This window comes from Mesorhizobium sp. M2A.F.Ca.ET.046.03.2.1, from assembly GCF_003952425.1.
In the GTDB taxonomy this organism is placed as follows: Bacteria; Pseudomonadota; Alphaproteobacteria; order Rhizobiales; family Rhizobiaceae; genus Mesorhizobium.
The window spans coordinates 4,123,949-4,144,508 of the sequence record NZ_CP034449.1; the positions used below are offsets into that span (position 1 = coordinate 4,123,949).

General features: G+C 60.5%; 19 protein-coding genes and 1 pseudogene. 10 read left to right on the forward strand and 10 right to left on the reverse strand.

All coding sequences use genetic code 11. The features are described from left to right. The first annotated feature begins 182 nt into the window (after nt 1-182). From EJ072_RS19710 to EJ072_RS19720, 3 genes are all read left to right on the forward strand, one after another. Nucleotides 183-752: a sigma-70 family RNA polymerase sigma factor gene (locus tag EJ072_RS19710; protein WP_126080910.1), complete on the forward strand. Its 570-nt coding sequence runs from the start codon at nt 183-185 to the stop codon at nt 750-752. Then, entirely contained in the window at nt 739-1,674 is a 936-nt protein-coding gene (locus EJ072_RS19715; protein ID WP_126080911.1) for an anti-sigma factor, read from the forward strand. Before EJ072_RS19710 ends, EJ072_RS19715 begins: the two co-directional genes overlap by 14 nt. Before the next feature lie 197 nt (nt 1,675-1,871). Beyond that, nucleotides 1,872-2,765, forward strand: a complete 894-nt coding sequence (locus EJ072_RS19720) for an adenylate/guanylate cyclase domain-containing protein (RefSeq protein ID WP_126080912.1) — start codon at nt 1,872-1,874, stop codon at nt 2,763-2,765. Nucleotides 2,766-2,823: 58 nt separating this feature from the next. Here EJ072_RS19720 and EJ072_RS19725 read toward each other — a convergent pair whose 3' ends face one another. Both EJ072_RS19725 and EJ072_RS19730 read right to left on the reverse strand, forming a co-directional pair. After that, the gene (locus EJ072_RS19725) at nt 2,824-3,618 is read right to left on the reverse strand and encodes an SDR family oxidoreductase (protein WP_126080913.1); all 795 of its coding nucleotides are present in this window, start codon (nt 3,616-3,618) and stop codon (nt 2,824-2,826) included. Beyond that, nucleotides 3,615-4,949 (reverse strand): alpha-glucosidase/alpha-galactosidase, encoded by a 1,335-nt coding sequence (locus EJ072_RS19730; RefSeq protein ID WP_126080914.1) that lies wholly within the window; start codon nt 4,947-4,949, stop codon nt 3,615-3,617. Before EJ072_RS19730 ends, EJ072_RS19725 begins: the two co-directional genes overlap by 4 nt. Nucleotides 4,950-5,027: 78 nt before the next feature. On the opposite strand from EJ072_RS19730, the gene EJ072_RS19735 reads away from it, so the two are divergent. After that, the gene (locus EJ072_RS19735) at nt 5,028-5,972 is read left to right on the forward strand and encodes a helix-turn-helix domain-containing protein (RefSeq protein WP_126080915.1); all 945 of its coding nucleotides are present in this window, start codon (nt 5,028-5,030) and stop codon (nt 5,970-5,972) included. Between the two features lie 25 nt (nt 5,973-5,997). Here the strand turns inward: EJ072_RS19735 and EJ072_RS19740 are convergent, their stop codons facing one another. Beyond that, the gene (locus tag EJ072_RS19740; protein ID WP_189343389.1) at nt 5,998-6,270 is read right to left on the reverse strand and encodes a hypothetical protein; all 273 of its coding nucleotides are present in this window, start codon (nt 6,268-6,270) and stop codon (nt 5,998-6,000) included. Here EJ072_RS19740 and EJ072_RS19745 point away from each other — a divergent pair. The 6 genes and pseudogenes from EJ072_RS19745 (at nt 6,230) to EJ072_RS36935 (ending at nt 12,863) form a co-directional block, all read left to right on the forward strand. Continuing rightward, nucleotides 6,230-7,450 (forward strand): extracellular solute-binding protein, encoded by a 1,221-nt coding sequence (locus tag EJ072_RS19745; RefSeq protein ID WP_245467367.1) that lies wholly within the window; start codon nt 6,230-6,232, stop codon nt 7,448-7,450. The two genes, EJ072_RS19740 and EJ072_RS19745, sit on opposite strands and share 41 nt — an antisense overlap. Then, nucleotides 7,447-8,366: pseudogene (locus EJ072_RS19750) on the forward strand (sugar ABC transporter permease). Before EJ072_RS19745 ends, EJ072_RS19750 begins: the two are co-directional and overlap by 4 nt. Then, nucleotides 8,366-9,223: a carbohydrate ABC transporter permease gene (locus EJ072_RS19755; protein WP_126080918.1), complete on the forward strand. Its 858-nt coding sequence runs from the start codon at nt 8,366-8,368 to the stop codon at nt 9,221-9,223. Before EJ072_RS19750 ends, EJ072_RS19755 begins: the two are co-directional and overlap by 1 nt. Nucleotides 9,224-9,827: 604 nt before the next feature. Further along, nucleotides 9,828-11,237 carry a group II intron reverse transcriptase/maturase gene (ltrA, locus tag EJ072_RS19760; protein ID WP_126080919.1) on the forward strand — a complete coding sequence of 470 codons (1,410 nt, stop codon included), beginning with the start codon at nt 9,828-9,830 and terminating at the stop codon, nt 11,235-11,237. Between the two features lie 311 nt (nt 11,238-11,548). Beyond that, a complete protein-coding gene (locus EJ072_RS19770; RefSeq protein WP_245466917.1) occupies nt 11,549-12,502 on the forward strand; it encodes an integrase arm-type DNA-binding domain-containing protein in 954 nt (317 codons plus the stop codon). 34 nt (nt 12,503-12,536) lie between these two features. Next, nucleotides 12,537-12,863 (forward strand): hypothetical protein, encoded by a 327-nt coding sequence (locus EJ072_RS36935; protein WP_245466918.1) that lies wholly within the window; start codon nt 12,537-12,539, stop codon nt 12,861-12,863. A 120-nt stretch (nt 12,864-12,983) separates the two neighbouring features. Here EJ072_RS36935 and EJ072_RS19775 read toward each other — a convergent pair whose 3' ends face one another. From EJ072_RS19775 to EJ072_RS19805, 7 genes are all read right to left on the reverse strand, one after another. After that, nucleotides 12,984-14,093 carry a redoxin domain-containing protein gene (locus EJ072_RS19775; RefSeq protein WP_126080920.1) on the reverse strand — a complete coding sequence of 370 codons (1,110 nt, stop codon included), beginning with the start codon at nt 14,091-14,093 and terminating at the stop codon, nt 12,984-12,986. Between the two features lie 39 nt (nt 14,094-14,132). Beyond that, complete coding sequence (locus tag EJ072_RS19780) at nt 14,133-14,543, reverse strand: cupin domain-containing protein (RefSeq protein ID WP_126080921.1); 411 nt, start codon at nt 14,541-14,543, stop codon at nt 14,133-14,135. 68 nt (nt 14,544-14,611) lie between these two features. Next, nucleotides 14,612-15,937 (reverse strand): epoxide hydrolase family protein, encoded by a 1,326-nt coding sequence (locus EJ072_RS19785; protein ID WP_126080922.1) that lies wholly within the window; start codon nt 15,935-15,937, stop codon nt 14,612-14,614. Nucleotides 15,938-16,182: 245 nt separating this feature from the next. Continuing rightward, nucleotides 16,183-16,455, reverse strand: a complete 273-nt coding sequence (locus tag EJ072_RS19790) for a hypothetical protein (RefSeq protein WP_126080923.1) — start codon at nt 16,453-16,455, stop codon at nt 16,183-16,185. A 346-nt stretch (nt 16,456-16,801) separates the two neighbouring features. Further along, complete coding sequence (locus EJ072_RS19795; protein WP_126080924.1) at nt 16,802-17,428, reverse strand: VOC family protein; 627 nt, start codon at nt 17,426-17,428, stop codon at nt 16,802-16,804. Between the two features lie 210 nt (nt 17,429-17,638). Beyond that, nucleotides 17,639-18,013, reverse strand: coding sequence for a response regulator (locus EJ072_RS19800; protein ID WP_126080925.1), 375 nt, complete (start codon nt 18,011-18,013; stop codon nt 17,639-17,641). Continuing rightward, nucleotides 18,010-20,388, reverse strand: coding sequence for a PAS domain-containing protein (locus tag EJ072_RS19805; RefSeq protein WP_126080926.1), 2,379 nt, complete (start codon nt 20,386-20,388; stop codon nt 18,010-18,012). Before EJ072_RS19805 ends, EJ072_RS19800 begins: the two co-directional genes overlap by 4 nt. Nucleotides 20,389-20,560: the final 172 nt, after the last annotated feature.

A 20,560-nucleotide genomic window follows, 5' to 3' on the forward strand; every position in this document is an offset into this window, starting at 1 on the left:
CCCTGTTGCAGCCAGCGATGCGCCGTCCCCTTGCGAGGCGCCCCTTGCTTCCGAGACACTTGACTCCGGTGACACCAATGCCCTCTCTTCCCCCGAAGCAGGCGCCATCGCCTGCGGTCGCGATCTTCACGCGCACGAGCCGGGACAGACCGTCGCCTCCCGCTGAGGGCGGCGGCAGACCCATGGCGGGAGCGCCCGACGGCGGAACGGTGTTGAGCGAAAAGATGCTGGCCGCGCGTTTTGCCGAGGTGGTGCTGCCGCATCTTGGCGATGCGCTGTCGCTCGCCCGCTGGCTGACCGGCAACACCGCCGACGCCGAGGATGTCGTGCAGGAGGCCTGCCTCAAGGCGCATGCGGGTATTGCCGGGTTCGCTGGGGGAAACGCCCGCGCGTGGCTGCTCACCATCGTGCGCAACGCCTCCTATACGTGGATGGCGAAGAACCGTCCGCGGAGCGTGGTGGCGGTCGGCGACCTCGCCGATCTCGACGACGTCTCGCCGCCGCCCGACAATGATGCCGACAGCCCGGAGGCGGCGCTGATCGCCAAGGCGAATTCGGCGGCGGTGGAAGCGGCGATCGCCAGGCTGCCGCAAGCCTTCCGCGAAACACTTGTGCTGCGCGACATAAACGGTCTCAGCTACCGCGAGATCGCCGCCATGCTCGACGTGCCGCAAGGCACGGTGATGTCGCGGCTGGCAAGGGCTCGCGGCCTGTTGATGACGGAACTTGGAGGGCGCCATGAGCCCGCATGAAGATCGCCCGCGTGAGGATGGCCCCCGTGAGGATGGATTGCCGCAAGACCCGCAGGATGTGAAGCTGATGATCCACGCCCTTGTCGATGGCGAGCTCGATGCCGCGGCCGCACTGGCGGTCGAGCGGCGCATGGCCGCCGATCCGGAACTGGCCGCCGAGCATGCGCGCCTTGTGGCGCTGCGCGGCGCTGTCGCCAACGTGCCGCGCCCGACCGTCAGCGACGATTTCCTGGCGCGTATCGCGGCGATTGCCGAGGTGAAAAGCCCGGAAGAAGCCGAGGCGCCAAACGTCTCTTCCGCGAAGGCGGGGCAGCTGCCGCAACAGCAGCAAGGCAATGTCGTCGCGATGCGGCCGCGCGCGTCGCGCTGGTTCAACTCCTTCGACTGGCGCCAGATGGCGGCCTCAATCGTACTGACGGCGTTCCTCGCCAGCGGCGCGACGCAGTGGCTGGCGACGGCGGATAACGGGGCCGAAAGTTTCGCCGTGGCCGTCGCCAACGGCCATCGCCGCAGCCTGCTCGCGGCGACGCCGGTCGACATCGTGTCGTCCGACCGCCATACGGTGAAGCCATGGCTCGACGGCCGTATCGGCGTGTCGCCGGCGGCGCCGGACCTGGCCAAGGACGGCTACGCGCTGCTCGGCGGCCGCGTCGAGGTGATCGGCGACAGACCGATGCCGGCGCTGGTTTATCGCCATCACGAGCACCTGATCACGCTGGTCGCCGCACCCCGGCAGAACGAGGCCAAATCGATGCCGGTGGCGGACGACTTGTCGGCAGGCGGCTTCCTCCTGGTCCACTGGACCGACGATGCCTTCTCCTATTGGGCGATCTCGGATGCCGAACGCCCGGCGCTCGACGATTTCGTCGCCCGCTTCCGGGCCGCGGTCATCGCCAATCCGGCCGCGGGAAGCCCGGGCTAGGGAAACGAAACCTTTTATCGCCGCTATTTCTGAGGCCGATAGTCCGTTTGGCTGGATGAGCGAAGGCAGGTGCCTGTCCAAGATGATCGCGCCAAAGCACTTGCCCCGTTGCGCCGGCCCCAAGGCGCGTAAGTAGATAGGTCAAGGTCGACTTTGGTATGTTATAAACGCTCCATTCTCGGGGCGGATACGGGGCAATGGATCAGGAAAGACTTCTAGCCGCAGTCCTCCTAGCTGATGTCGTGGGCAGCACGCCGCTCTATGAGCGCATCGGCGACGATGCCGCCCTGCGGCAGGTCTCGGATTGCCTCGACGCGATACGCGCGATCGTCGCCGAGCACGGCGGTGACTTCATTTACTCGAAGGGCGATGACGTGCTCAGTCTGTTCGAGAGCTCGGAGGCGGCGCTGAGGGCCGTCTGCCAAATCAACAGCCAACTGACGAGAGGGCCGTTGAGCGCCCGGATCGGATTGCATTTCGGGGCGGTTATTCGCGCGCGCGGCGCGGTATTCGGCGATGTTGTCAATGTCACCGCAAGGCTGTCCACTACGGCCAATCCGGGGGAGGTGCTGATCAGCCAGAGCTTCTTCGAAGCGCTTTCGGCTGGCAGCCGCAGCGCCTTGCGGCTCCTCGACAAAATGGCGTTCAAGGGCAAGCAGGAACTCTTCGATGTCTATACGCTGCGGAGCGACGATGGGGTCCCCAGCACGAACGTCACCAGCCGGGGCACCATTATCGAAAGGCGCTCCGCGCCGCCGCGGCAGATCAATCTGGTCATCCGCTATGGAGATCAGTTGGGGTCCTGCCGAAACAATGAATTCGTGACGATCGGCCGATCTCCGGAATGCGATATCGTCGTCCAGCGGCCCTGGGTCTCAAGGCACCACGCGACCTTCACCATTTCGAATGGCAAGGCACGGCTTGTCGAGCGGAGCTCGTCAGGCACATTTGTGTCGATGGGACCCGGCCAGGAAGAAGTATTCGTACGCCGCGAAGATATTCTCCTCTTCGGCTCCGGCGTCATCTCGCCTGGACGCAGATCGTCCCTCCGCGACGCCCAGGTCCTGCACTACGAAATTGTCTCAGGCTGATCTGGCCGGTTGGGCAGGACCGCCGCACCAAGTTTCATCAGCCGCTTGATAGTCACCTTCAACGCGCCGCTTCCGGCAGGATCGCGGTCGACATTTCGGGCAAGGTCTGCCCGCCGTCTACGATGATACTTTGGCCGGTGATGTAAGCCGCTTCATCGGAAGCGAGAAAACGCACCGCGTGGGCAACGTCCTGCGGTGTGCCGAGACGGCGAAGCGGCACGGCGGCGCATTGTGCATCCACGAAACTTTGTGACTGATGCTCCATCACGCCCTCTGTCAGGATGTTGCCCGGCTCAACGGCATTCAGCGTAACGTTCCAAGGCGCAAATTCGAGGGCCGCCGTGCGCATGAAGCCCAGAATTCCTGCCTTGCTAGCCGCATAGTGAGAATACCCAGGAGAAGATACGCGCGCACCCGTTATTGAGGACAAAAAGACCACCCTGCCGTGGCGCTGCCGCTGAAAATAGGGCAGGCAAGCCTTCGCCAGCAGGAAGGGCCCTCGCAGGTTGACCGCCATGACGCTGTCCCACTCGTCGGGCGTAATCGATGCGATATTGGTGTTCGGATAGATCGCAGCATTGGCAACGGCAATATCAAGTCGACCCATCTCGGCAAAGATATCATCGATCACGTGCGTGACCTCCGACTCATCGCTTGTATCCATGCGGCGATAAGTTGCTGCCAGACCCATTGCGCAAATGTTGGCGGCGGCGCGATAGCCGTCGACGTCCTTTATGCCCGTCAGGACGACTTGCGCTCCGGCGCGCGCCAGTTCAGTAGCAACACCCAGTCCGATCCCGCGTTGTGCGCCGGTGACGATGGCAACCTTTCCCAACAGGTCGAAGCCACTCATTGGGCAGCCCGAGCAAAAGCGGGCAACAAGCTGCCATGAGCTTCGATCAGCGCATCCACCAGGGAATCGATTTCGGCAAGCGAAAGCTCCGCTGCCGTGTGAGGGTCCATGGCGGCTGCGTGGTAGATGTGCTCGCGCTTCCCGGTGAGGGCGGCCGTCACGGCCAGCTCCTGCACATTGATGTTGCTCCGCATGATGGCGGCAAGCTGAACCGGGATGCGTCCGATGCGGATAGGCTGAATGCCGTTGCGATCGACATGGCAAGGAACTTCAACCGCAGCGTTCGATGGCAGATTTTCGATTAGGCCCCGGTTGGCGACATTGCCGTAGATCAGGCTTGGCTCACCCGTCACGCAGGCATGAATGATGGCGGCAGCATACTCCTTGCTGCGCGAGACTTCGATCGGCCGACTCTCGTCTTCCAGTTCGTGGCGCAGTTCATGCCATTGCGCGACCTGTCTTTCGCAACGGGTGATGTATTCGTCGAGCGGCAACCTGAATTCTTCCAGCAAGTCCTCGCGCCCGCGCTTGATGAACCAGGGCGTGTATTCCGAAAAGTGGATGGAACTCTCGGTAACGAAATGGCCGAAGTGCTTCATGACCGCGAAACGAACTGCATCATCGACGGGAAAAGTCCCATCGCGGGCAATCTGCCGAAGCCGCGGATAAAGGTCTACACGGCCGCCGCCGGGTAGGCGTTTTTCGAACTTGAGGAAAAAGGCCACATGATTAAGGCCGGCACACAGATAGTCGATGTCGGCAATATCCTCGCCGAGAGTGCGGGCCAGGAATTGCGATGTTTCCTGAACGGAGTGACACAGGCCGACATAGCGAATGTCCGGATAGCCCTCTGCCATGGCCCAGCTGATCATGGCCATCGGGTTCACATAGTTCATCATCAGCGCCTGCGGGCAATGCTTGCGCATGTCGTCGGCGATGGCAAACACGACGGGAATTGTACGCAGAGCCCGGAAGATGCCGCCGATGCCCAAAGTGTCGGCAATGGTCTGCCTCAGGCCGAACCTTTTCGGGACTTCGAAATCGGTGACAGTGGCCGGCTTATAGCCGCCCACCTGCATCATCAGGATGACGAAGTCGGCGTCCTTGAGGGCGATTGCCCGATCGACTGTCGCGACGAGCCTTACCTCGTCCTCGATCCCAAGCGCGCGGCAGATGCGGCGTGTCATGATTTCGGAGGTGGCAAGGCGGTCCGGATCGAGATCGTGAAGCGCGATTTCGCAACGCGAGAGAGCTTCATTGCTCAGCACGTCGCTGAGGATGTTGCGAGCGAACACCGTGCTTCCGGCGCCGACGAGACAGATCTTGGGCATTGCGAGTATCCAGTCCTTGCTATGCGCTTTCGGCGCAGCTTCCCTATTGCCATTGGAAACCGGAAAATGCTTGCTTGAATGCAATTGATATTTCCGGTTTTTAAGTGGAACCGCGCTAGCCGGGGCGCGCAAAAACGGAGGGAGCGAATGCGTCAGCTTGACCCGCGCCAGACCGGCAACCGCTTTCTCAAGCCGGACGAATTCCTGGCTGAGACGCATATCGTGGAGCCTATGCCGGAAGCCCACTGGCACGACCATGTGGAACTCAACGTCATCACGCGCGGCGGCATGACCTATCTCATCAATGGCAAGCAGGTCAGCCTGCGCGAAGGTGCCATCTACTGCTTCTGGGCCGCTGTTCCTCACCAGGTGATATCTGCTGGTGACGGAACGGAGCTCGTCTGCATCTACGTGCCATTCGCCGATCTGCTGTCCCTTGCGGTCTCAAGTGATTTCAAGAACGACCTCATGGCGGGTCACGTCGTCACGGGCTCGTCCATCGACGCTGCCGACACATTATTGGTGACCCGCTGGGCGCGAGAGTGGGACACCAACAGCGAACTGGCCGCCGACATATTACGCGACGAGGTTCGCCTTCGTCTTCGCCGGCTGGCGGCCGACCCGCGCATCGCCGAGATAGGCCTGGGCGCCCTCGAAGCTGAACATCGGCGCCAGGCGATGCATGTCGCCGACCGGCGGGTGGTTGCGCGGGTGCAGCAGATGACGACCTTCATCAACAACGAATTCGCCAGGCCGATCAACGTTGCGGACGTAGCGCTTGTCGGCGGACTCCATCCGACGAACGCAACCGCGACCTTTCAGAAGGTCCTGGGACAATCCATCGCGCAATATCTGCGCCGCCGGCGGCTCAACCATGCACTGAAGCTTTTGGCCGACAGCGATATGGCAATTATCGAGGTGGCTTTCGAAAGTGGCCACGGCTCTCTCAGCCGCTTTTACGATGCCTTCCAGCGGCAGGTTGGCTGTACGCCGAAGGACTACAGGCGCCGCTTCCGCGCCTGAACATCACCCGGACGTTGACGCTTCATCACCAGCGCTGGATTTTTTGCTGCTGCGACAGACCGCAGGGCTGAAAAACCTGAAAATTTGGGTCGAAACCGGCAAGAATATCAGAATTTCCAGCGATAGCTTTACGGTCTATTGGTGCGGGCAGCGGCCAAAAAGCATAGTGGGAACAATGCTGCCCGCTCGCGACGTCACGGGAGATAATCATGCGTTTGCCGAAGTCTGATCTGGTTTTCGCCTTCAGCGTCGTTTTGATGGCCACTACCAGCGGAATTGCGCTGGCCGATGATGCCAAGCCCTTTGCGGGACAAACAGTTTCGGTGCTCCTACCCTCGCCTCAGGATGCAAACATGGCGGCCGATTTCGAGAAAGCCACCGGCATCAAGCTCGATATGCAGACAGCGTCATGGGACGACGTGTCGGTGAAGATTTCGACGGCGTTGCTGGCTGGCACGGCGCCGGCCGATGTGACCGAGTTCGACTGGTCCTGGACCGGCCAGTTCGCTGCGGCAGACTGGTATACGCCGCTCAACGACACCGTTGACGCCGCGACCCTGGATGACATCAAGGGGTCGACGATCTTCAACGTGAACGGCAAGGTTCTGGCCATTCCTTACACGAACGACTTTCGCGTCATGCTGGTGAACAAGAAGCAGTTCGCCGACGCCGGCGTGACCGTCATGCCAAAGACGCTCGACGAGCTTGTAGCGGCGGCGAAGGCCGTCAAGGCCAAGGGAATCGTAAAGTATCCGATCGGCCTGCCGCTTTCCGCGACCGAAGGCGCATCGACAAGCTGGTACCTTCTGACCAAGGCGTTCGGCGGAGATCTTTTCGACAAGGATATGAAACCTCTGTTCACGGCGCCGGACTCGGCCGGCTACAAAGCGATGGCCTTCGAGATGATGCTCTTGAAGGAGGGCCTGGTTGACCCCGCCTCCACCGGCCTTAAAGACAGCGAGATCAATGAGACACTTTTCGCCAAGGGCCTGACCAGCATCATGATCAGCGGCGAACCGGGCCGTCTTGGCGCTTACAATGACCCCGCACAGTCTGTCGTTGCCGGACAGGTTCAGGCGATTCCGGTCGCCACCGAAAGCGGCAAGACGCGGTCATTCGGGTTGCTGGAGGGCCTCGGCATCCCAAGGAATGCCCAGAATCCGGAAGCGGCCAAGGAATTCATCAAATGGATGACATCCAAGGACTATCAGATCCACAACTACGGAAACGGGGTATTGCCGACGCGCACGTCCGCGCTCGCAGAGCTGCAACAACAGGGCAAGCTGGTCAGCGGCGAGGCGCTTGTGGAACAGGCGCCTACCGTCGAGGCGCTGTTTCCGTCCGGCGCGCCAGCCTGGTATCCGCAATTCTCGCTGGCCGTAAACACCTCGATCAACAGCGCGGCAAAGGGTGAGATCAGTGTGGACCAGGCTGTTCAGCGCATCGCCGAGGCCGCGGCTGAAGCCGTGAAGCAGTGACGTCGCAAGCGGTAACTGTCCTCCCGCGACAAGGTCGTGGCGCCCGCAAAGTTGGGGACGCCACGACCGCCTTTTTGATGGTGCTGCCGATCCTGCTCACCATGGGAGGGCTCGTTTTCTACCCACTGCTGAGCACCGCATGGGACAGCTTGCACCGCGTCAACCCGATGCAAGCAGGGACCCCGTTCGTCGGCATCTCCAATTATACGCGCGTCTTCAGCGACGTAGAGGTGGGGCAGGCTTGGCTCAACACCTTCAAATATGTCGTAATCGCCGTTTTCGCCGAGACGGTCCTGGGGGTCCTGGCGGCTTCACTCATCAATCAGTTGAAGAGCGGGCGTCAGTGGGTGTTGGCAGCCGTGGTCCTGCCGTGGGCGCTGCCCGGCGTGGTCAGCGGCGTGATATGGCAATGGATCTATTCGCCCGGCCCCGGCCTCCTCAACGGGCTGCTGGTGATGATCGGTTTGGACTACGAGGGTCATCTCTGGTTCAATGACAGCACCAGCGCGATGCTTGCAGTCTCGGTGGTGCATATCTGGCGCATGTTGCCGCTTACCATCGTTATCGTGCTGGCGGCGATGCAAAGCATTCCGGGCGACCTCTATGAGGCCGCGCGCATGGACGGCGCCAGTCGCCTGGTGATGTTCCGCAATATTACCTTGCCGCTGACGCGCGGGGCGATCGCGGTGGCGATGACCAATGCCACAGTGTCGGCCTTCAACCTGTTCGACGAAGCGATCGTGCTTGCCCCAACAGTCTGGAGACGCGGCCGATCCTGCTGCAGATCTATCTTGAGGCCTTCAAGAAACTGAATTTCTCGTACGGCATGGCATTGTCGCTGATGGTCACCTTCATTTCGCTCGCCATATCGCTTGGTTATGTGCTGCGCATCCACCGCAGCACGAGGCTCGACTGATGAAGAAACCTTGGCACATCCGTCTTGGAATCTGGGCCGGCGTTGCGCTGCTGCTCGCCTGGTCGCTTCTTCCGATCTACTGGACACTCGCCTCCAGCCTGACGCCGACGGTCGAGTTCAATGCGCGGCCGCTTCATCTTTTTCCCGAGCATCCCACCGGCGAGCACTATCTGAGGCTTCTTGGCGTGCTTGACGGGCATATGGGAGGCGTCGACGTGGCTGGCGAGTTTCGGCTTGCGCTTTTCAACAGCATACTCACTTCGGGTGCCGCCACCGTGCTTTGCGTGCTGATGTCGCTGCTTGCGGCCTATGCCTTCGCGCGCCTGAACTTTCCCGGACGTGAGGTGCTCTTCTATGCTGTGGTAGGGACCATGGCGGTGCCGGGATATGCGGTTCTCATCCCGCTCTTCCGGCTGATGGTGTCGCTCCGGCAGATCGACGCCTATCTCGGCGTGACGCTCATCTACGTCTCGGCGTTCCTACCGCTTTGCCTTTGGCTCCTGAAAGGCGTCATGGACACGCTGCCGCGATCGTTGGAAGAGGCGGCGCGCATCGATGGGGCAAGCCATATGCGCATTCTTTTTTCCATCATCGCGCCGATCGCTGCACCAGGACTTACGGCGGCTGCCATTCTCACCTTCCTCGGTGCCTGGGGGCAATATGTTGTGCCGCTCGTCTTCTCACCCAAGGACACAAAGCCGCTGACGGTTCTGATCCCGGAATTCGCAGGGAAGAACTTCGTCGACTACGGGCTTATCATGGCCGGCGGTTCTATCGCCATTGCGGTGCCCTGCCTGCTGGTGATCTTCCTCAATCGATACCTCATTTCCGGCCTGCTTGCAGGTTCAACCAAATAGCGTCCGTAGGCCACAACTGGAGCAATGCCTCAAACGGCGCGGCGGTCTGCGTTAGTGGAACACGATCTCCGCCCTGTCGCGCGTCAATAATCCAGACCCTGCCGGAAAGCGCCGATGACCACCGGCAGGCCGCTCACTCGCTACAGCGCTACTCACGGCGCGCTCGCGAGCGGCTTCATAACCCTCAGCTACACCACCTGGTGGGAGTACGTCATGCCAAGCTGATGATTGCTTGTGGGTGCAAGTCCCATCCGGCCAAAGCCGTAGCGGGCAAGCCGGGACCGAGTCTTGCGGGCGTCGCGGCAACGCGGGGTCTGAAGTATAGACAGGAGCCATGCGGGGTGCGGGATTGAGCCTCGAAAGGTGGATGTTCGCGGAGGCCGAGTGCGTTCCCTACTCACGAAGGCAATATGAGTGTCGTCGCTATGCGAGACGATGCCGCTCCGCCGGGGTCGAAGGCCGGATCACGCATGGAAGGTAGTCATCGGAACATGAGAGGCCCGACCGGGTCCGCTGGATTGGTCTCCGGCGGGGGACAGCAGCAAGGCACTGCCAGAGTTGCTGTCCGAGCTGAGGTCGGGAGTCGGACTGGTTCATAGTACCCGTGAAGCCGTCGAAGGAAACGAGACGCGTGGAGGGAAGGGACCAGCCCGAGGGGAGCCTGCGCGAGGAAGCCAAGGTCCGGACACAGAGCCGGGTTGCCTTGCCGCCGAACCTCGAGCGGGTGAACGCGGCGGCCAGCCAGGCTGCCCAAACCCGGTTTACGGCCCTGCTGCATCATGTCGACGAGGCCGCTCTGTATCGGGCGTTCCGGCGACAAAAGCGGCAGGCGAGTGCTGGGGTCGATGGGATGACAGTGGTCAGATACGAAGAGCGGTTGGAGGATAACCTCCACGACCTCTGCGAACGGGTCCACACCGGTCGCTACCGGCCACAGCCGGTGCGGCGGGTCTACATTCCCAAAGCCGATGGCGGCAAACGGCCGCTCGGGGTGCCGGCGCTGGAAGACAAGATCGTCCAAAGCGCGGTGGCCGAGGTGCTGAGTGCTGTCTACGAGGTCGACTTCCTGGGGTTCTCCTACGGCTTCCGGCCGGGGCGGAGCCCTCACATGGCGCTTGATGCCCTGCATACGGCGATCATGAGCCAGCGTGTGAACTGGGTGCTCGATGCCGACATTCGCAGCTTCTTCGACTCGGTCGACCACGAGTGGCTGCTGCGGATGGTGGCGCACAGGATCGCTGATCCTCGTATTCTACGGCTCATTGGGCTGTGGTTGCGGGCTGGCGTCCTTGAGAGCGGCGAGAAGCAAGAGACGGACAGGGGTACCCCGCAAGGGGCGGGCATCAGTCCGCTCCTCGCCAATATCTTCCTGCACTACATCCTCGATCTCTGGGCTCACCAGTGGCGTCGGCGCCATGCACACGGTTGCGTTGTGATCGTGCGTTACGCTGACGACTTCGTCATGGGTTTTGAGAAGAAGGCCGATGCAGAGGAGATGCTGTTGGCCCTCAAGGCGCGGCTGGCCGGCTTTGGCCTGACGCTCCACGAGGACAAAACGCGGTTGATCGAGTTTGGGCGGTTCGCGGCTCTCTCACGACAGCGGCGTGGCGAGCGGCGACCCGAGACCTTCGCCTTTCTGGGCTTCACCCACTACTGCGGGCGGACCCGGGATGGCCGGTTCATCGTGAAGCACAAGACGGAAGGGAAACGCCTGACGCGCAAGCTGACGGCGCTGCGCCAGGATGCCTGGCGGCTCATGCACGCGCCAATGGCTGCGCAGCACAGGTGGTTCGCCGCCATTCTGCGTGGACACTACGGCTACTACGGCAGGCCGCACAACTACCCAGCGCTCAACGGATTCCATCGGCAAGTGCGTCGGATATGGCTACGGTGTCTGAGACGGCGCAGCCAGAAAAGCCGGCGCATGGGCTGGTCGGAGTTCGAGACCCTGACGGCGCGCTTCCCCCTGCCAACTCCGCGCATCACTCGAACTTGGGCGCAAGCACGGATATGACGCGGGTTACCCTCGGGAAGAGCCGGGTGCGGGAAATCCGCCCGCCCGGATCTGTGAGGGCGAAAGCCGAATGGCTGAGCTACTCGACCACGACCCTTGGTGATCCCGACAGGAATCGAACCTGTGACCTACAGATTAGGAATCTGTCATACTGTCTATCCTGTCGTTTCCCAACGCACGCTGTTGTACGATTAAAGTCCTCCTAACGCGTTCAACTTGTTGCAATATTCGTGCTGCGCAGTTATCGTAGCGTAGACAAACCAACAGATCGAGCACGACGCAATCGCCGTACTAATGCCGTACTAATTGCCATGACAGACCTTCGACTCGTCCTCTCCGACCGCGCCATCGCGGACCTCCAGCCGGCATCTTCTGGGCAGTATTTTGCCCGGGACACAGACCTGCCGGGCTTCATGGTGCTTGTCGGCAAACGGCGAAAGACGTTTGTTGTCCAGGGTGAGCGAAGGAAGGCAGGACAGCGCCTGTCCGTCCGGATGAAGGTTGCTGAAGTCGGAGAACTCACGACTCGAGCGGCGCGGGCAAAGGCCAAGACCATTCTCGGGAAGATTGCCGGGGGCGTGGATCCTCGGCCGTCGAGGCAAGAGCCGGAGGCTGATAGCGCAGCAGTGGATCTGCCATCGCTCGGGAACCCCACGTTGCGTATTGCCTGGGAACGCTACCGTGACGGCATGAAGAAGAAGGGCCGGAGCGACGGGACGATCAACAACTATCGCGATCATGTCGAGAGGCTGTTGGCCGACTGGCTTGACGGACCGCTTTCCAAATTTGGCAACGACCCCGCGTTGGTGACGGCTCGGCACGAGAAATTGACCAAGGAAAACGGTGCCTACATCGCCAATGGTTGCATGCGAACGCTGCGTGCCGTCTACAACCATGCGCGCAAGGCCGCCCGCTCCTTGCCTGCGGACAACCCGGTGTCAGCCATAGACTGGAATGCCGAACACCGGCGCAACACAGCACTTGGCCTGTCGGATCTGGAAGGGTGGTTCACCCAACTCGCTGCTTTGAAGAACCCTGTCCGGCGGGAGTTCCATCTGTTCATGCTGCTTTCGGGCCATCGCCCCGAAGCAATCAGGAAGGCACGGGCCGAGCATGTCGATTTTCGGGCGCGTGTCTTGCACATACCTAGGCCGAAGGGTGGCGAGGTCAAAGCATTCGATATACCGCATTTCGAATGCCATGATCCGCTGTCTGGTTCGCGTGATGCGTATTGGCCGGGCTCTCTATGGCGAGCAATCGCGTGACTGGTTGTTCCCGGCCGACAGCAGAAGCGGCCACATGGCCGAGCACAAGGAGAAGCGCGAGGACCTGTCGAAATGGGGTAATGACCTGCGACAGACTTTCCGCACAGTCGCCCAGGCTACCGGCGTTGCGGAGCTGGACGTTCACCTTTTGATGAACCACTCGATCCCGGGCGTTAATGCGGGCTACATTACCCGCAACAAGCTGCTGAGCGACCACCTGCGCCAGCAGCAGGAGACCATCTCGCGTCGGATGCTCGAAGCCGGTCGGTCGCGACAGGAAGAGGCGAAAGGTCCGGCTCACGTTTGGCCCGCGCTTCCAAGCAGGCGCATACTTTCTGATCTAATGAGCGGGAAGGGTTAGCGACATGAAGCAGTAGCCCTCGCGGGCAAAGTCGATATTGCCCCGAGATAGCTTCGAGCAGTGCCGGTCTGCTCGGCTTCCCTCGATGTCGCGACCGAGACCGGGCCGGCTGGCCTCGGATCAGCCGAACGTGAAGCAGAAAACCTCGGCGCCCGGGGTGAGAAAGATAATTTCAAATTGACGATCTGTGATCGGCCCCTGCTGCCGGATCAGCTGGAACAGACGCTGCTCGCTCACTGTGCCATTCCCCTGTTCGTCAACGTCAAGCCCGTGAGATCTGCCCGGTGGCTGACCATCGATCAGGACGCGGAATTTCACGGAGGTTCCAGGCGATGCCGGCCCCATGACAAGATGAAGATCGCGGGCGTGAAATCGGTACGTGATGTTGCCATTCGGCTCTTTTAGAGAGGCGCCGTCGCTGCCCATCGTCCAGCCGCCGGCTAGCGCCCATTCATTCAGTTGCAACTGGGCCGGCGCTTCATAGAGGTGAAGCTTGTTGCGCACCGCACCGCCCGGCGACACGAAGCCCTGGGTGCGTTTGTAGCCGACGTAGTTTTCCGGAGACTTGAGATTGGCCTTATCCGCGGCGGCCTCAAGGCCGCCGGCGTCGACCGACACCAGTTCGGAGCCTATGCCTTGGGCGCCAGCCTCTGCGAGCAACCGCCTAATAATCATTTCCGACTGTTCGTACGAGCCCTCGCCGAAATGTTGATCGCGAACGTATCCTTGCGCATCGATAAAATAGAACGCCGGCCAATAATTATTGTTGAAGCCGCGCCAAATTGCGCCCTCGCTGTCGACCGCAACAGGGTACTCGACGCCCAGTGCTTTCACCTCGCGGCGGACGTTGTCGATGTTCCTTTCAAATCGGAACTCCGGCGAATGCACACCGATCACGACCAGCCCCTGGCCCTTGTACTTTTCCCCCCATGCTCGGAGGTAGGGCTGCACGCGCATCCAATTGATGCAGGTGTAAGTCCAGAAACTGACAAGGATGACTTTTCCGCGGAGGGCCGCCGGCGTCAGTGGCGGGGAATTGAGCCACTCGTTAGCTCGCTCAATAGACGCCAGCTCAGATTGGCCGGCTATCCAGCCGAAAATGGATCCATGGACGGATGAACTTTGCGGTGCCCTGACAGCCATCGGTTGCTCCTTCGCTTCGAAACTGGCGGCCGGCAGCCCAATTGCGTTCATAAACAAGAATGAGGCCAACAAGCGGTTCGTCATCATGCGGAAATCCTTCCGTGGTCTGACTGTGGTCTCCGAATCTCACTTCACCAACTCGACGAGCGGTTTGCCCTTCTCGACGACATACGTGCCAACCTCGGCCGCGGTGACACTGCCGACGTTTTTCGCGGCATGGGGCACCATGGCTGGAATAAACAGCCCGCTGCCGGCATCGATGATCTGCGACGGCTGGCCCTCGACCTCGTATTCTATCGAGCCTTCGAGGACGTAGACGATCTCTTCACCGGGATGCCGGTGCATTGGAAACGCCGCTCCGGGCGCGAAGTCTACGCGCGTCTGAACGGCTTCCTGTCCCGGGACGCTGAGATCATGCCTCTGCAGGTCCGTCCGTGTTATCCCGGGCATTTGTTCCATCTGTTGCGCCCGGCTTGTGTTGAGCGCGATACCGCTTCCAGCGATCAACAAGAACGCACCAACCTGCCTTACCTTCATGTCAGCCTCTTACAAATCGTGACGCCGATCCTCCCGGCCATGTTCGGTCGGGTGAGATGTGGTGGAAGTCAGGCCTGCCGGAGAGCCCGGAACGCCGCGCGAAGCTCTGCGCTGAACAATTCTGGCTGCTCCCACGCAGCGAAGTGTCCGCCCCTGTCGACCTCGTGGAAGTAGGTCAGGTTGGGGTAGGCACGGCGCGCCCATGTCTCTGGCGGCTTGTAAACGTCTTCAGGAAACACGGTGATGGCGACCGGGAGCGATATCTCGGAGGTCCTTTGCGCGGCCGCGAAGATGATGCTGCCGTGGGGGCCATTCTCCCAGTAGAGTCGCGCCGACGAGGCCCCAGTGTTCGTGAGCCAGTAGAGCGTGATGTTGTCCAGCACGTCGTCTTTCGTTGGCGAGTTTTCAGGATCGGCACCGTACGTCCAGTGCGAGAAGCCGGGGTGCACGAGAACCCATGCCGCAAGGCCGGCTGGAGAATCCGTCGTGCCATAGCCCACTGTCTGCGGCCGCGCCGACATCATCGTGAAATACGCCAGGTTCCCATTCTTTCCGGACATCATGAGCGCTTCTATGACTGCGCGCTCCTGATCGGAGATGCCTGCCGGCAACGGCCCGCCGCCGAGCGCCGCGGCCGCTTCCGGGGGCACCGTTGCCGGCAGATTGACATGAATGCCGCGCAATCCGGGAGCAGACTGACGCGCCATGGAGTTGCAGATAGCACTGCCCCAGTCACCGCCTTGGGCGACGTAGTTCGTGTAGCCAAGGCGTTTCATCAGCTCGGCCCATGCTCTCGCGATATGGTCGGGGTCCCACCCGGTGCCGGTCGGTTTGCCCGAGAAGCCGAAGCCGGGCAATGAGGGGATAACGACGTCGAATCCTTCCTCGGCGCTGCCTCCGTGCGCTGTCGGATCCGTGAGGGGACCGATGATCTTGAGTTGCTCGATTATGGATCCGGGCCAGCCGTGCGACATGATCAGGGGAAGCGCATTCTTTCCACGGGAACGAACATGAATGAAGTGAATGTCGGTCCCATCGATATTGGTGATGAACTGCGGCAATGCATTCAGCTTCGCTTCGATCCTTCGCCAGTCGTAATCGGTGCCCCAGTACTGAACTAGGCCCCGCAGCTTCGCCAACTGAGCACCCTGCGACTGATCGGCGACGGTCTCCTTGTCGGGCCACCGCGTAGCAGCAAGTCGCTTGCGAAGATCGACGAGTTCCTTTTTCGGAACGTGAATGTGGAAGGGATGGATGGCGTCGCTGGCGGCCGCCGCACTCGGCAATGACGGGAGCAGCATTGCCGCACCAGCAACCACCACGCCGGTCGTGACTGCGGCCAGAAGTCGGCGTCGATCCTGATTGATACCTTCTGAAGCTTCCATCTTATCCATTTTCCAATCCTCTGGGGTCGTTTTGTTTCCTGGCAAGCTGTCGAGAAAATGGTGTGAGTGAAAGAGGACCGATGCCGGTCGAGACCATCGCGCGTGGCGGGGGAGGGGACCGGCAAGGCCGCCGGCCGGCATCGGCGAAGCTGGCCTTGTGCGATGGCCAGCGGACACTGGGAGGCCGAGTTGATGGCGGGCTGCCGTGGCCGCCACCATTTCTACGACGGCCGTTCCCGCCCAATGACTGGAGGTTACGAACCGGCCAGAGCGTTCACATTGGCGCAGAACTCGGCGTAGGGCTTGCTCATCGCCGCGTCGTTGCACTCCCTCTTCATCATTTCCCGCATGTTCTGCGGCATGGCCATGAAGGCTGCCTTGAACTGCGGCATCGGCTTCAGGGTCTTCATCGACGCATCCGTATAAAAGGGCGCCAGGTTGTCGGCGACATCGAGTGCGCCGGCGAGAGCCGTCCCGCCGATAGCGAAAAGTGCAAATCCACCGAGACTGATTGCTTTGACATTCATGGTGTAGTTCCTCTCTTGGTTTTCACCATCGCACCAATGACGGTGGCGCTCAAAGGTACATCTGACGATGAGCAGATGTGATAAGAAGGTTATCTCGGTAACGTACTTAATTATATTGTACGATGGTATCGGCAATACATTTGTGATGCAGGCTATTGTAAATTGGCCTGCCCATAGCACCAAGACAACCGTCGCGCGATGTCGGCCCGCCTATCGAAAGATTTCGCCTTAGGAGGCCGACGCTTGAGGCGTCGAGCTTCGCAAGGCGACTGCCGCTCCAGAAACGGAAACGTGACGCAAGGCAGGCCGTCGGTGGCAAGCCTGCGCCACCAAGGCCTCGCCGCTCTCACAAGGGAAGCGGCTTGCCTGCCTGCTCGGCGACCATATATTCGCTGTACCATGCGGGCCAGTTCTCATCGCGCTGGCCGCCATTTCGCGTCTCATGCTCGCCATGCGCAACCGCCGCACGATGCATTGCAGCCGCAAGCTCGGCTGGCGACGTGAACGTCGTGACATTCGTGTCGACGCGCCCTGGCAATCGAGCGGTGACCTCCTGGAGCAGCCACCGGTTGCCATCCGGATCGCTGAATGACGCGAGCGAGCCATAGCTTGCCCGGTTCGGAGCTAGGCCACCGACCGGACCTGCGTTGCCTCGATGGAACACTTCAGTGACCTCGACCCCGCGCTCCGCTAGTTCGGCGCGCGCTGCCTCAATGTCGGATACGACGAGAAAAAGGACCGGCTTTTCGCCGAGGTGTATCGATGACGGCGAGCCTGGGGGAGTCAGCTGGACGGATCGAGAGCCGTCACCCCTGACAAAGTCCGCATCGACCCGCCAGCCCAAATCGTAGTAGAAGTTCTTGGCGCGATCGATATCGGCAACTGGGATGACAGCGACTTCAAGCTTCATGTCGACTGCGCGCGCCTTCGGGATTTTGGTCGCGACTTCGCCGCTCGCCAGAATGGCGTTCATCTTGATCTCCTTTGCGTATCAGATGCTCTCGCCAGGATTGTCCGGCACCGGGCCGAAAACAATTGCACGAAGGTGTTGGCGATACCTTTGGATTGCTAGGCGCGGACGCGATGCATTCTGTGATACCGGTCACGCAATACGGTGAGCCGGGTGCGTTGAACTCTACTGATTCGAAATACTCTGTTCGGGGGCCGCGAAACCCCGCCGCGCTCAGTCGGACGCGAGGGCTAGGTCGAGCGCCTTCTGCAGCGCTGTGTCGCTAAACGGCTTGATCAGGCATCCGGCCGAACCCTTTTTGAGAAGAATCGGTGGAACCGTTTCGTGCCTTGGTGCCGTAACGAACACGATTGGCATAGACTGGCCTCGGCGCGCCAACTCTCGTTCAAGATCTGGCCCTGTCATACCGGGCATGTAGACGTCAAGAACCAGACAATCTGTCTGATCAATAGCGCTGGACACCAGAAATTCCTCGGCCGAAGAAAACGCTTCGGCACGGAAACCGAACTCTCTCAGCAAATCGGGCAGCGACTCGCGAACAGACTCGTCGTCATCCACAATCGACACAAGGGGGCGGAGGCCGCTCATGCAAAACCTCGGTTTATTGAAGCGCTGACCGGCGTCGATATGACCGAGGAGAAGTGGACAGGTATGTCCGGCCGTACATACTCGTGAATAGAAAAAGAGAAAGTTGCACCGTGACCCTCATTTGCCTCTGCCCAAAGGCGGCCGCCATGGCTTTCGATGATCGAGCGACTGACGGAAAGCCCTATGCCCATACCTTCAGCCTTGGTCGTGTAGAAGGCTTCGAAAAGCCGCTCTGATCCGTGTGGATCAAGTCCGACGCCAGCGTCTCGAACGAAGAGGCGGATATCGCCTTCCTCGCCAAGTTCGGTTCCAAGCACGACAAGTCTTGGACGATCGTCGACCGGGATCGTAGCGTCGGCGGCATTGCGCAAGAGGTTCATGATGACCTGCTGCAATTGAACCCGGTCGCCGCCGACGAAGGGTAGCCCGCCTGCGAGGTGGGTATGAAGCACCACCCGGTTTCGTTGAAGGTCACCGGAAAATAATGCGATCACCTCAACCGCGGCCTCGTTTAGATCGACCGGTTCGATAGTTACAGACTTTTTCTCGAAGAGAGAGCGGAGCCGCGCGATCACCTCGGCCGCCCGATTGCCGTCCCGGATGGTGCGCCGCGCGGTTTCCCGCGCTCCATCGACGTTGGGCGGATCGGCCGCCAGCATCCGCAGGCAAGTGCCAGCATTGATGACAATGCCCGAGAGCGGCTGGTTTACTTCATGTGCGATCGACGCCGTCAGGGCGCTCAAACTCATGATCCGAGTGGTGTATGCGAGTTCGGACCGGACTTTTTCCAGCGCTTCTTCAGCCCGGCGACGTTGCGTGATGTCGAGGACCGCACCGATGTATTCGATCTGACCGGAATCGTTCTTAGCCAGATGGGCAATCAGGTGAAGGTGCTTGACCGTCTGATCGGGCAAGATGATCCGGTGCTGAAACTCAAAATCGCTCTCGCCCCGTTGTGCCTTGTCGAGCATGGCGCCCATCAGGTCCAAATCTTCTGGGTGCACACGACTAGCGATCCGTTCAAGCGTTATGACCGTCCCAGGCTCAAAGTCGAAGATTCGATAGAGAGGTTCCGACCATAAAATCTCGCCCGTTCCAACCTGCCAGGAAATATTGCCCATGCCGGCAAGGTACTGACCCTCCGCCAAGAACGCCTCACTGCGCTTCAGAGCTTCTTCGGCTCGCTTGCGATCATGGATGTCGGTGTTTGTGCCGTACCACTTCACGATGTTTCCGGCTTCATCATGGAGCGGATTTGCACGGAATAGACACCATCGGTACTCGCCGTCATAGCGGCGGAGACGCGCTTCAGCTTCGCCGGGGCGCCCGGACGCAAATATGCCCTGAAGCGTTGCATTTAGACCGGCTGCATCGTCAGGATGGACCGAGGCAGTCAGATCCCAATAGTCGGACAACTCGGTGGTCGGTTCCCAGTCCTTGGAACCCATGGAGAGGCCGACATAATAGAGATAGTGCTCGTTGAAGAATTCAGCAGTACCGTCCGGACGCGCCGACCACACCATTACGGGTATCGTATTGACGATGAGGCCAAGATTGCGCCCTTTTTCCCTGAGGCTCTCGTTTGCTCGCTTGCGATCGTCGATATCTACTATGGTGCCGTACCACTTCACGACATTGTCGATGTCGCCGCGGTGCGGATGGGGTTGGGTCAGGAACCATCGATATTGTCCGTCGTGGCGGCGCAATCTCGCTTCAGCCTCTCCGGGCCTTCCCGAAGCCAGGATAGCCTGCAAGGTCGAAGTTAAGCCAGCTATGTCGTCCGGGTGGACTGATGCGGTCCACCCCCAGCCCTGGGCTTCCTCGGCGGTAATGCCGAGATAGTCGAGAAAATTCCGATTCAAGAACTCGATTTCGCCGTCGGGTTTGGCAGCCCATGCTAAGGCGGGGATTGAACCGAGAATCCGGTGAAGATTTCGTTCGTTTTCTTCGAGCGCCTTCTGAAAATCCTGCTCGGCCGCGGCCAACATCACCTCTCGCTGTCGCAGCGATTCTTCTGCACGTTTTCTGTGCTCGATTTCAACGTTGACCGCGTACCACTCAACGATACGGCCGAGATCGTCGAATACTGGGCTGCAGTTGATTGCGAAATATCGGTATTCCCCGGCAGCGCTCCGCAGACGCGCTTCCATTTCACCCGGTTCACCTGCGGCAAGTATGGACCGCCAACGTTCCAGCAAACATGGCAGATCCTCCGGGTTGATCACTGCCTGCCATCCCAAGGAACGGGCTCGCTTCAGGCTTAGCCCCGTATAGGCAGACCAGCGTTGATTGACAAAATGAGCCCGCCCATCCGGCAAAGCGATCCATATCATGGCTGGCAGCGCATCCAAAACACGGCGCCGATCGATCTCCATCTCGTCCCTTCCCGATCTCGCGTGCGCGAAAATATACGTCGACTTCATGTCGGCGTCTATTGCGCCATGGTGTCGGTCGGCAGTGCAGGAGCTACCCATCTCAGGGGTATTGAGGACACAAATCATCCAATAGCTGGACGCAATTTGCGGTAGCGTTCGCCCTTGGTCAAAG

Excerpts from the sequence above, each read along its gene's own strand:
- EJ072_RS19715 (WP_126080911.1), top strand. The coding sequence starts at position 739 with ATGAGCCCGCATGAAGATCGCCCGCGTGAGGATGGCCCCCGTGAGGAT.
- EJ072_RS19800 (WP_126080925.1), bottom strand. The coding sequence starts at position 18,013 with ATGAGCGGCCTCCGCCCCCTTGTGTCGATTGTGGATGACGACGAGTCT.
- EJ072_RS19795 (WP_126080924.1), bottom strand. The coding sequence starts at position 17,428 with ATGAACGCCATTCTGGCGAGCGGCGAAGTCGCGACCAAAATCCCGAAG.
- EJ072_RS19730 (WP_126080914.1), bottom strand. The coding sequence starts at position 4,949 with ATGCCCAAGATCTGTCTCGTCGGCGCCGGAAGCACGGTGTTCGCTCGC.
- EJ072_RS19710 (WP_126080910.1), top strand. The coding sequence starts at position 183 with ATGGCGGGAGCGCCCGACGGCGGAACGGTGTTGAGCGAAAAGATGCTG.
- EJ072_RS19735 (WP_126080915.1), top strand. The coding sequence starts at position 5,028 with ATGCAATTGATATTTCCGGTTTTTAAGTGGAACCGCGCTAGCCGGGGC.
- EJ072_RS19775 (WP_126080920.1), bottom strand. The coding sequence starts at position 14,093 with ATGATGACGAACCGCTTGTTGGCCTCATTCTTGTTTATGAACGCAATT.
- EJ072_RS19745 (WP_245467367.1), top strand. The coding sequence starts at position 6,230 with ATGGCCACTACCAGCGGAATTGCGCTGGCCGATGATGCCAAGCCCTTT.
- EJ072_RS19790 (WP_126080923.1), bottom strand. The coding sequence starts at position 16,455 with ATGAATGTCAAAGCAATCAGTCTCGGTGGATTTGCACTTTTCGCTATC.
- EJ072_RS36935 (WP_245466918.1), top strand. The coding sequence starts at position 12,537 with ATGGCCGAGCACAAGGAGAAGCGCGAGGACCTGTCGAAATGGGGTAAT.
- EJ072_RS19785 (WP_126080922.1), bottom strand. The coding sequence starts at position 15,937 with ATGGATAAGATGGAAGCTTCAGAAGGTATCAATCAGGATCGACGCCGA.
- EJ072_RS19770 (WP_245466917.1), top strand. The coding sequence starts at position 11,549 with ATGACAGACCTTCGACTCGTCCTCTCCGACCGCGCCATCGCGGACCTC.
- EJ072_RS19780 (WP_126080921.1), bottom strand. The coding sequence starts at position 14,543 with ATGAAGGTAAGGCAGGTTGGTGCGTTCTTGTTGATCGCTGGAAGCGGT.
- EJ072_RS19720 (WP_126080912.1), top strand. The coding sequence starts at position 1,872 with ATGGATCAGGAAAGACTTCTAGCCGCAGTCCTCCTAGCTGATGTCGTG.
- EJ072_RS19805 (WP_126080926.1), bottom strand. The coding sequence starts at position 20,388 with ATGGAGATCGATCGGCGCCGTGTTTTGGATGCGCTGCCAGCCATGATA.
- EJ072_RS19755 (WP_126080918.1), top strand. The coding sequence starts at position 8,366 with ATGAAGAAACCTTGGCACATCCGTCTTGGAATCTGGGCCGGCGTTGCG.
- EJ072_RS19725 (WP_126080913.1), bottom strand. The coding sequence starts at position 3,618 with ATGAGTGGCTTCGACCTGTTGGGAAAGGTTGCCATCGTCACCGGCGCA.